Source organism: Mycoplasma sp. 6243, assembly GCF_051200785.1.
Classification (GTDB): Bacteria; Bacillota_I; Bacilli_A; order Mycoplasmatales; family Metamycoplasmataceae; genus Mycoplasmopsis.
Window position 1 is genome coordinate 106,166 of record NZ_CP195154.1, and the last position, 11,486, is coordinate 117,651.

Below are 11,486 nucleotides of genomic sequence, written 5' to 3' on the forward strand. Positions count from 1 at the left end.
TTATGAGTATCAGAATCTTGTTTTTAGGTGATATTTTTGGATTACCAGGTATTATAACTGTTGAAAAATATTTATATAAGATAAAAAAAGAACACAATATTGATTTTGTCATTGCACAAGGAGAAAATGTAACAGGACGTAAAGGTTTGTCGGTGGAAGATTATTATCGTTTAAAAAAAGCAGGAATTGATTGTTTTACAATGGGAAATCATGTTTGAGCTGATGAAAGTATATTGCAAATTATTAATAAAGCAGATATAGTGAGACCTTTTAATGTTAATTATGAATATGAGGGATTTGGATCAAAGGTTTTTAGTATAAATGGTTCAACATTAAGAGTTTCTTCTTTTATGGGAGTAAGTTTTAACGAACTGTTTAAGCCTTGACAGGAACAATATGCTAATTCATTTTTATTATCCTTTGATGAATTAACAAATAATTTCCAAAAAGCAGATTTTCATTTTATAGATTTTCATGCAGAAACAACAAGCGAAAAATATGTTTTTGGTTTGTATGTAGACGGAAAAGTTGATGCTATATGTGGGACACATACACATGTCCAAACAAACGATGCACATATTTTACCAAACGGAACAGTCTATATAACTGATGCCGGAATGGTAGGTCCTATTAATTCTGCTATTGGTGTAAATCCTGCTGAAATAATGGCTAAAATAAATGATGATGGAAGTAAAAAAGAAAAATTTGTTGTAAGTTCGAACAACACCCAAATAAACGGGGTTATTATTACATTATATAAAAATGGTATGAAAGAAAAGAAAAATAAAATAGAAACATTAAACATTCAAAATATTGATATTTATAAATAAAATACTTTTAAGTTATAATAAAGACTTAAAAGTATTTTAAACAGAACGAACAATTTTCTTAGAAAAAATAAAGTAAACTGTTAATGGTATAGCAATAACAACTAATGCCCCAGCAGATTGAATGTTTAGCAAACTTCCTCCAGCAGGGACTTGTCCAATTTGTCTAAATCAGATACCGACAGTTGCATCATTTGTTCCGCTAAGTATATAATTTGGTCATAAATAATCATTTCATACAGAAACAAAACTAAAAATAATCAAGAGAATATAGGTTTCTTTCATTTCTTTTCAATAAATTAAATATATTTTCTGTCATAATGTGAGATTATCAATTTTCATTGCTTTATAATATTTTTGTTTACTCTTTTCAAAATGGATAAGTAGATTATACATAAAAAAGTAAGAGAAAAATCCATTTGTAACAAGTGATAAAGGTGTTAAACTGTTTGTGATGTTCAGTTTATTAAGCACCTTATTTAATGATAAGTATATAGCAAATTCAGGGATGAAAGATAAAATAAGTATTATAAGTAAGATAACCTTCTTAGATCTTTTTCCGAGTTTTGAAATACCTATGACAAATAGTGTGTATGTTATCAAACGAATAGATAAAAGCATCAAGGAACTACTTAGAGAAAGTCCAACTGCTTTTCAAAAACGAATATCACTAAAGAAATTGAAATTAGAAAAATCAAACTTTCTCAATCTTATAGTAAATCTTTTATTAACCACATCATCGGTAGGCATTAAGGCAGAGACGATTAAAATATAAATCGGAAATAAGATGATAATGATTAAAATGACTATTAAAATAATAATTAATGCTTCCTTAAATGCTTTTTTATACATCTTTTGCTCCTTTATACTTTATAATAAGTTGAAAAGTCTTTTTGAATACAAATAAACCTAATCAGCTTATTATAAACAGAAACAGTAAGTATAAAATTACTAGTAAACTTGCTGCATATGCTTTGTTTGTATCTACTGATAATGTTCCTGCAAAAGGTTTAATTAATGAAAAAATATAACTTGTAAGTGTATGGGCCCCAGTTGGTACGATGCGTTCTTCAGGTATGATAGCACCAGGATACATTAAAAAAGAGAAAATTAAGTTTGTATATGTAACTAAAATAAAGTATTTTCGGAATTCAACATAATATAAATATTTAAGTCGATCTCAGAATCTAAGATTATCTATTTTAATTAATTTAGCATATTTAACATTAATGCGACTAAAAATAAAACCAAAAATAACGATATTAAAGGGCATTGATCGTCAAAGTTGAAACAGCGTCATATAAAATTTAATACTTAATAAGTTATTTCCGTAAAGAAAACTCCGTTTCGAGTTAAATATACCAAAAAACAAGTTCTCTTCACCAAACAGTAAGATAAAGGCTAATCCAACTGTATAACCAGAAATAAAAAATTGCGAATAAATCAACTTTAAAAAGAAGTTTCTTGTTCTTTTTAAAGTTAAAGAACTTATTAAATATGAAACAATTATAGATAAAAATAAAGAGATAAATGTAGGCACAAAAAACAAAAAGGTGGAATTTTTCAAGCCTGTCTGAAAGTCGTTATCTTCTATAACACGACGATAATTATCTCAACTATAAAAATAATAAATCTTTTTAGTCTTTGATGGAAAATTTATAAATGATTCATGAACTAAATTTACTATGGGGTAGATATAAAAGATGATTACAAGGATTAACAAAGGTAGAATATATAATAAAGCAAGTGAAACATTAGATAATTTAGTTTTGTTGATCAATAACTTCTTCATGTTTAAAACTCATTATTTTGTTTTCTGGTATATTTACATCTACTTTATCTAAAATATTCAATGTTGAATTTGTGTTTGAAACTACATATTCTTTGTCTTGATTTTGTATTGTATATATTGTTAGATCAGCAATATTTTCCTTTTGTCTAATAATTCATTCTGAATCAGATGATAAGAAAATTTGAATATCTTTAGGTTTTACAAAATATTTGTATATATCATCTTCTTTGATTAGATTTAATCTTGGTGAGCAAAAGAAGTGTGCTACAAAGTATGATGCAGGTTCTTCTAACACTTTATCTTTTGTATCGAATTGTTCTATTCTACCATTATTCATTACCATTATATAATCACTAAGTTTTAAAGCATCATTTTGATCGTGGGTAACTAAAATAATTGATAAATTAAATTCTTTCTTGATTTTTAAAATTCATTCAATAGTTTTTTCTTTAATCTTAACATCGAGAGCCGAAAAGGGTTCATCCATAAGCATCAAAGTAGACTTTTTAATTATCGCTTTAGCAATTAATACACGCTGCTTTTGACCACCTGAGATATTTTGTGCTTTTTGCTTTAAAATTTGCTTTATTTCTACTTTATCAGCAATAAAATCTAGGTCTTTTTTGAAAAACTGCTTAAGTTTAGATTCTTTTTGTATAACTTTAAATGCATTTTGGTTTTTAAACATATATTTAAAAAACAAAAAATGTCATATTGTATAGAATAATTATCTTTCTTTCTTTTCGTTTTTTGTTTCTTTATACTTATTAATAAGTTTTTGTAAAAAAGGTGATAAATAATATTTAGCATCAAAATTTTGTAAGAATTCTAACCTTTTTTCATGTCTTCAAACAAATGAGTTTTTTGCGCTTAGATAAATATTATGAAAAACACTTATTTCCTCATAAAGAAAGTTTTCTTGCAAAATATAACCTATTTGAGCAGTCTGCATATTGTTAAAAAGAGTGATTTCAGCACTTTTTGGTGTTTCAATTTTAGATAACAAATTTAATAAGGTAGTTTTGCCTGCTCCTGATGGTCCAACTATCGATATTATTTTATTTTCGGGAATATATAATTCTGGGATATTTAAAATTTCTTTTTTTTGTTTTACAAAAACAAGATTTTTTACACTTGCTATACCATTCATAAATAAATTTTACCAAATATACAAAAACAAAAATAAATATGACAATAACTATGAGTTTTTTATCATATTTAAAATGATTTGATATGCTTGTTCTCCTGTTATTATTTTTGGATTCTTTTTCAATGTAGAATCAAGAAGTAAAGAGCGAATTTTTTCGACAATAGCAGATGTTGTTTGGTCGATAGGAACTCAAAAAATATCTTCGTTTTTACTGTTTTCAAAGTTTTTTAATCCTTTAAAAGTTGTATCAGCTGCATATAAATAATTGCTTTCTGTGCTTAATTTATCAATTTGTTTTTGGATTTCATCGGAATTATTTGAATTAGTTTTAAGTTGATTTTTAAGTAACTTTAATTTATTAGTTAAAATAGTTTGTCTTTGAACATATCAATCTGATGCAGATTCAATTTGACTTTTTTGTGGGATTATATAACCAGTTTTTTGTGCTAATAAATCAGTAACCTTAATGTATTCACCATTATAATTTACATTTCCTTGATAAAGTCATTTTAAAAATAATAAAGTTGCATTATCTTGTTTTCCTCCATTATCAATTGAAATTGGGATTAAATTTGATCCACCTTCGATGTATGTGGAAAAAGCATCATTTGCTCTGTTTTTGGTAAGTTGTTCCTGTAAATAAATATCATCTTTTTGTGCTCATTTTTTATATTTTTCTTTATCATCTTTGCTTAAATAAAAAAATCTGGAAATTGGACTATCCATAGATTGCTCATAACCTACATTAGCTACAAAAGAAAAAATCGCTTTATAATCACGCAATGCTCATGAACTTCATTCATCCATTTGGTTTTCAAATTTTATATCTTGAAAAACTGCATTATTTAAATATTCATTATGATTTAGAGCAACAAATTCATTAAATGTATCTATAAATGCCTTTTTTATGTCAGAATCTTCAAGATTGTATTTTACCTTTGAAAAGTCATATTTATCGTTAGTTTTTTGCAGTTGCCAAATTCTTTTGCCCAGTAGTTTGTTATTTAAAACTTTTAAAAATGCATCATCTCTTTCATCGATTGTGAAAATCGCTAAATCATCAATTTGATCGCTTGTTTCAACCTTTGATTTATCAAATTCTAATATACTTTTAAGCTTACGAGCAAGATCAAAAAGTGATTCTATCCCGTTAAATGTAGCATCATTAATTATATAACCTTTTAAATTGGTATCGTCTTTGATTTTTAAGTAGTTGATTAATGAATTACTCGGTATTTGGTTACCTAAATCCTTGTGCTGCAAAGCATATTGATATATTTTTGAATTTTCATCAATAGTTGCTCCAGCTTGTTTTAAAAATTCAAATGCTTTATTTAACAAATCGATATTTATAGAAAAACCATCTATATCAGTAACATCAAAAGGAAGATTATAAATACGAGTATTATTAATTTTTTCGCCAGCTAAATTAGTGTGAGTTGTAACAAGTTTGCTTGGAAAATAACTAACCGGTAACACACTTGAAACATCCAAAAGTTTATTATATTAATTAATTAAAAATGCACCTGCTTGGTTACCTAAAAAAATGTTTGCTAGCTTGCTATCATCGTTTTTGATATATTCTGCATTTTGAGCTGCTAATTTTAATTCTGAATTAGTTTTGGTGTCATTGCTAGTTAGTAGTTGCACAGGAAGAAAATTAGGTTGGTCTTTCATTTGTTGATTATACAAAGGAATAATTTCCTTTAGTCCCATAATCAAAGGAAAATAATCACCTTGTGATGTAGCAAAAAGAATTTTACTTTCTCTTTGTTTTTGTGCATTTGAACAACTAATAGCAACTGCTGATGTTGCTAATGATGCGATTGATAAAAATCTCAGTAACTTTTTCATTATAACTCCTTATGGATTATTGCTATATTATAATGCAAAATTATAAATAAAAGAATTAGCAAAATAAAATTGCACATAGTGCAATCTTATTACTGATTTTTTGAAATAATTTGTAGAACTTCATCTAAAACTTGCTGTCCTGTTTTAAAAGATGGATTTTTGTTTAATGTTGAATTTATTAATGATTCCTTAATTACAGCATCGATTTTTGAGGTAGTTTCATTACCTGGTAAATCAAATAATTTTGCTACATCTGTATCGACAAATTCTTTTAATGAAGTGAATGATAATGCTCCTGAATGAAGGTGATGTGTCTCTGTTTTTAGTTCTTCAGTTTGATCATCTAAGGTTTTATTCGGTTGATTTTTGAGTTTTGCTTCATTAGCATCAATTTCATCCTTTAAGGTTTTTTCAGCATTTTCATAAAAACTGATTCCACGTTCTAAATCCTTATTTAAAGGTATAACATAAGCAGCTAATTGTGTCATTAAGTCACGGACATTAATTTCCTTATTATTTCAAGTAGTTTTTCCATTGTAAAGTCAATTAATAAACATAGTAGTTGCTTTATCTTCATCACCACCATTATCAATTGAAATAGGGACTAATGATGATCCACCCTCGATATAGGTTGCAAAATCATCGTCTGCCTTATTTTTTAAAACTTGTTGTTGTAAATAAACATCATCGCTTGTGGTTCACTTTGCTAACACATCAGCAGTTGGTTTATTAAAATATCTAATAGTCTTTGAATTAAATGTGTATTCATATGAAACAGAAGCAAAGATGCTGAAAATTACCTGATATTGACGCATATGTGAAGAACTTGATTCGCTTTTTCCTTCAAATTTAACATCTCTAAATAAAACATCATTAACATTTTGGTCATTTGATGCTTGTACAATAGTTAATTTGTTTTTAACAAATTCGTTAAAAACATCGATAAAATCAGCTTGCATCTTCTTATCTGTTGCTAAATTAAAAGTAATTTTACTTTGATCATATTGACCATTTGTGGAGTTTAGTTGTCAAAGTTTTTTACCTTTAAGTCTATTATTTAGCACTTTATAAAATTCATCTAATGTGTAATCGATTGAAAAGACTTGTAAAGGGATAATAGGTTTGTTGAATTTAGCAACCTTATCATTATCTATTTCAACTGAATCATAAAACTTGTGTGCTAGTTCAAAAAGCGATTCAACCCCTTGGAAAGTTTTAGAATTTATAGCGTAACCTTTTAATGAATCTGGTTTTATTTTTAAGAAATTTATTACTGATTCATCAGGGATGTGATTTCCTTTATCTTTATATTCATTTAAGGTATCAAAAAGTTTTCCATTTCGGTCGATATTTGCTCCTGCTTGTCGCATTAAGTCTAACATCTTATTCATTAAGTCAATGTTTAATATAAATCCGTTGGTATCTGAGACATCAAAAGGTAAGTTGAATAATTTGCTACCTAGTTTTTCTCCAACAACACTAGTATGATTTTCAAGTATTTTCTTAGGAAATAAAGAAATTGGAAGTTCTTTTGATGTATCAAGAAGTTTTTGATATTTATTGATAATATATGCAGTGGTTTTGCTACCTAAAAGCAAGTTAGCAAGTCTGGAATCGTTACTTTTAATATAATTTTCAGTTTGTGTAGCTAAACCAAATTCGCCATCTGCTTTTGTTATTTCCTTTGTTTGTAACTCTATTGGTAAAAATCCAGGTTGGTCTTTCATTTCTTTGTTATACAGAGGAATCATCTTTTCTAACGCATACATTAAAGGTCAAGAATTAGGTTGTGCAGTGGCAAAAACAATTTTCTTATCTTTTGCAGCATTATCTGTTAGATATTCAGTTTGTTGTGTTTTACTTTGTGAGCAACTTGCTGCAAGAGCTACTGAAGCAAGGGAAATAATAGAAAAGAGTTTAGTATATTTTTTCATTTGTGTCCTTTTTATTAATACTAGTTAAAAGTTAAAATTTAAAATCATGTATACACATGATTTCGTATTATTAGTTTTCTTTACTGATTAAATCTAAAACATGGTTTAACACATCTGTTCCGTTTGCTTTAGTTGCATTTTTATCACGGGTTGAATTAAGCAATTGTGTAGCGATGTATGCATTAATCTTTGTTGTTTTAGGATTACTTGGTAAGCTAAATAAATCTTCATTACCATCGTTAAATTCTTTTAATGAAGTGAATGATAATGCAGCTGAGTGTGTATAGTTAGCTTGTGATTTTAATGCTTCAGTTGCTTTTTGTAGGTTGGTTTTTTCTTCACCATCTGATAAAGTTTTTAGTTTTGTTTCATTTGCAGCAATTTGTGTATCTAAATCTGATTCCACATTGTTGTAAAAACTTACTCCACGAGTTAAATCTGTGTTTAATGGAATGATGTATGCAGAAAGTTCAGACATTAAATCACGAACATTAACCTCTTTATTATTTCATGTGGTTTTACCGTTATACAATCAGTTTAAAAACATCTTTGTAGCAGCATCTTCTTTACTACCAACAGCAACAGGGATTAAACTAGAACCACCTTCAAAATAGGTAGCATTAGTATCATCTGCTTTGTTTTTAGTAATTTGTTGTTGTAAGAAAACATCATCACGAGTTGTTCATTTCTTTGGAGCATCAGGGTTTTTAGCAGCAAAGAAATTGCGAGATGTTTGCGAATTAACTGATTGCTCAAGACCGACAGAAGCAACTATAGCAAAAATGGTTTGATATTGTCTCATATGTCATGATGCTCATTCATTTGAGTTATTTTCGAATTTTACATCTCTAAATAAGATAGGTTTAGACACATCTTTATCACCTACCTTGGTTTGAACTTGTATTGAATGGTTATCTACAAATTTGTTAAATACTTCAACAAATTTGTCTTTCATTGCTTGATCACTTGGTAAGTTGTATTTGATCTTAGACAAGTCAAATTGGTTATTTGTTGTAGGTTCAAGTTCTCAAAGTTTTTTATAATTTAAATCATTATTGATAAGTTTGTAAAACTCATCTTGTTGGTAGTCAATTGAAAAAGCTTGTAATGGAATAAGTTCGGTTGTTGCTGTAGCAACTTTAGCAGTATCAACTTCGACTGCTGAATAGAATTTTCTTGCAAATTCAAATAAACTTTCAACACCTTCAAAAGTTTTTTGATTAACTATATATCCTGTTAGTGATCCAGGTTTTGCTTTTAAGTAGTTAATTACTGATTCAGCAGGGATGTTATTTCCTTTGTCTTTGTTTGCAGCAAGTTTTTCAAAAACTTTACCTTCATTTACAACTGTAGCACCAGCTGCTTTCATTAGTTCTAATGCTTTGTTTAATAAGTCGATGTTAATACTAAATCCATTAGTATCAGAAACATCAAAAGGAAGGTTATAAATTTTTCCACCTGATGTATCTTCACCAACTAAGTTGTTGTGATTCTTTAAGATTTTAGTTGGAAACAAATTGTTAGGTAAAGTATCAGAAACATCTAAAATCTTACCATATGAATTAATTTGATATGCAGTAGTTTTGTTACCTAAGAGTAAGTTAGCAAGTTTTGCATCATTAGTTCTGGTATAATTTTCAGCTTGTGTTCCAAGTTCATATTCACTTTTTGCTTTAGTTTCATCAGCTGTCTCTAAAACAACTGGCAAATAACCTGCTTGATCTTTCATTGTTTGATTATATAATGGAACAAGTTGCTTAAGAGCAATCATCAAAGGGTATACCTTTCCTTGTGCTGTTGCTAAACGAACAGTGTTATCAGAAGCAGCTTTATCAGTTGGATATTGAGCAGTTTCTGTGCCTGTTCCTGGTGTTTTCTTTTGCTGCGAAGTTCCACAACTAGCAGCAATTAGTGTAGTTAAGCTTGAAGTACCAAAAAGTACTGAAAGAAGCTTATACTTTCTTGTCATTGAATCTCCTTTTATATTATTTTTAATGTTTGCTAATATTTTACTACTTTTTCACACAAATTCATTTATATAATATAAAATAAATATAAAATATGTAAGAGAAGAATAATTATTCTTTCGATAAATTACAAATTAAAAATCAAAAAAAAAATAAAAAAATAATTTTTCTTTTTTATTTTACTGCTATAATATCTAAGCGACTTTTAAAAAAAGTTCAAAAAAGTTCTTTGAAAACTAGATATAAAACATGACAGTCGTCAATTTTTTCGAGAGTTTGATCCTGGCTCAGGATGAACGCTGGCTGTGTGCCTAATACATGCATGTCGTGCGAAGTTATTTATAACTTAGCGGCGAATGGGTGAGTAACACGTACTTAACGTACCTTTTAGATTAGGATAACGATGAGAAATTATCGCTAATACTGGATACCTTTAACTTTTGCATAAAAGTTAAATTAAAGGAGCATTTGCTCCACTAAGAGATCGGGGTGCGGAGCATTAGTTAGTTGGTAGGGTAAAGGCCTACCAAGACGATGATGTTTAGCGGGGTTGAGAGACTGATCCGCCACACTGGGACTGAGATACGGCCCAGACTCCTACGGGAGGCAGCAGTAGGGAATTTTCCACAATGGACGAAAGTCTGATGGAGCAACACAGCGTGCAGGATGACAGCCTTCGGGTTGTAAACTGCTGTTATAAGGGAAGAAAAAGTATTAAAGGAAATGTTAATACCTTGACGGTACCTTGTCAGAAAGCAACGGCTAACTATGTGCCAGCAGCCGCGGTAATACATAGGTTGCAAGCGTTATCCGAAATTATTGGGCGTAAAGCGTCTGTAGGTTGTATGTTAAGTCTGGCGTCAAAATTTGGGGCTCAACCCCAAATCGCGTTGGATACTGGCATGCTAGAATTGTATAGAGGTTAGCGGAATTCCTAGTGAAGCGGTGAAATGCGTAGATATTAGGAAGAACACCAACTTGGCGAAGGCAGCTAACTGGGTACATATTGACACTGAGAGACGAAAGCGTGGGGAGCAAACAGGATTAGATACCCTGGTAGTCCACGCTGTAAACGATGATGATTAGTTGATAGATACTATCGACGCAGCCTAACGCATTAAATCATCCGCCTGAGTAGTATGCTCGCAAGAGTGAAACTTAAAGGAATTGACGGGGATCCGCACAAGCAGTGGAGCATGTGGTTTAATTTGAAGATACGCGTAGAACCTTACCCACTCTTGACATCTTCTGCAAAACTATAGAGATATAGTGGAGGCTAACAGAATGACAGATGGTGCATGGTTGTCGTCAGCCTCGTGTCGTGAGATGTTCGGTTAAGTCCTGCAACGAGCGCAACCCTTATTCTTAGTTAATTATCTAAGAAGACTGCCCGAGTAATTGGGAGGAAGGTGGGGACGACGTCAAATCATCATGCCTCTTACGAGTGGGGCAACACACGTGCTACAATGGATAGTACAAAGAGAAGCAAAATAGTGATGTGAAGCAAATCTCAAAAAACTATTCTCAGTTCGGATTGTAGTCTGCAACTCGACTACATGAAGTCGGAATTGCTAGTAATCGTAGATCAGCTACGCTACGGTGAATACGTTCTCGGGTCTTGTACACACCGCCCGTCACACCATGGGAGCTGGTAATGCCCGAAGTCGGTTTAGTTAACTACGGAGACAACCGCCTAAGGCAGGGCCGGTGACTGGGGTGAAGTCGTAACAAGGTATCCCTACGAGAACGTGGGGATGGATTACCTCCTTTCTACGGAGTACATTGTTATTTATATAACAAATATTAACGACTATTTTATTTATGTTATGTGCTTTTGTTAATAGTCCAAAAGTTATATCTAGTTTTGAGAGAACTTTTCTCTCTTTTGTTCTTTGAAAACTGAATAGTAAAGATAAATTAATATGACAACGACATCAAAAAAAATGAGTCAATTTGTTTGAT

At 30.1% G+C, this 11,486-nt stretch carries 9 protein-coding genes and 1 rRNA gene; 2 read left to right on the forward strand and 8 right to left on the reverse strand.

From position 1 onward, the window contains the following. Nucleotides 1-2: 2 nt before the first annotated feature. Nucleotides 3-830, forward strand: a complete 828-nt coding sequence (locus ACR82Z_RS00485; protein WP_435129749.1) for a TIGR00282 family metallophosphoesterase — start codon at nt 3-5, stop codon at nt 828-830. Nucleotides 831-866: 36 nt separating this feature from the next. Here ACR82Z_RS00485 and ACR82Z_RS00490 read toward each other — a convergent pair whose 3' ends face one another. From ACR82Z_RS00490 to ACR82Z_RS00525, 8 genes are all read right to left on the reverse strand, one after another. Then, nucleotides 867-1,679 carry an ABC transporter permease subunit gene (locus tag ACR82Z_RS00490; RefSeq protein ID WP_435129752.1) on the reverse strand — a complete coding sequence of 271 codons (813 nt, stop codon included), beginning with the start codon at nt 1,677-1,679 and terminating at the stop codon, nt 867-869. Continuing rightward, nucleotides 1,672-2,619, reverse strand: a complete 948-nt coding sequence (locus ACR82Z_RS00495; protein ID WP_435129754.1) for a hypothetical protein — start codon at nt 2,617-2,619, stop codon at nt 1,672-1,674. The genes ACR82Z_RS00490 and ACR82Z_RS00495 overlap by 8 nt, the downstream gene beginning before the upstream one ends. Further along, entirely contained in the window at nt 2,591-3,307 is a 717-nt protein-coding gene (locus ACR82Z_RS00500) for an ATP-binding cassette domain-containing protein (protein WP_435129757.1), read from the reverse strand. Before ACR82Z_RS00500 ends, ACR82Z_RS00495 begins: the two co-directional genes overlap by 29 nt. A 39-nt stretch (nt 3,308-3,346) precedes the next feature. After that, nucleotides 3,347-3,769 (reverse strand): ATP-binding cassette domain-containing protein, encoded by a 423-nt coding sequence (locus ACR82Z_RS00505; RefSeq protein ID WP_435129760.1) that lies wholly within the window; start codon nt 3,767-3,769, stop codon nt 3,347-3,349. A gap of 48 nt (nt 3,770-3,817) precedes the next feature. After that, nucleotides 3,818-5,263 (reverse strand): hypothetical protein, encoded by a 1,446-nt coding sequence (locus tag ACR82Z_RS00510; protein WP_435129763.1) that lies wholly within the window; start codon nt 5,261-5,263, stop codon nt 3,818-3,820. Between the two features lie 12 nt (nt 5,264-5,275). Then, nucleotides 5,276-5,623: a hypothetical protein gene (locus ACR82Z_RS00515; protein WP_435129766.1), complete on the reverse strand. Its 348-nt coding sequence runs from the start codon at nt 5,621-5,623 to the stop codon at nt 5,276-5,278. 89 nt (nt 5,624-5,712) lie between these two features. Beyond that, a complete protein-coding gene (locus ACR82Z_RS00520; protein ID WP_435129769.1) occupies nt 5,713-7,557 on the reverse strand; it encodes a P68 family surface lipoprotein in 1,845 nt (614 codons plus the stop codon). A 70-nt stretch (nt 7,558-7,627) separates the two neighbouring features. Beyond that, nucleotides 7,628-9,526 (reverse strand): P68 family surface lipoprotein, encoded by a 1,899-nt coding sequence (locus ACR82Z_RS00525; RefSeq protein ID WP_435129772.1) that lies wholly within the window; start codon nt 9,524-9,526, stop codon nt 7,628-7,630. A gap of 262 nt (nt 9,527-9,788) precedes the next feature. Between ACR82Z_RS00525 and ACR82Z_RS00530 the strand changes: the two genes are divergently transcribed. Continuing rightward, a 16S ribosomal RNA gene (locus ACR82Z_RS00530) occupies nt 9,789-11,294 on the forward strand. Nucleotides 11,295-11,486: the final 192 nt, after the last annotated feature.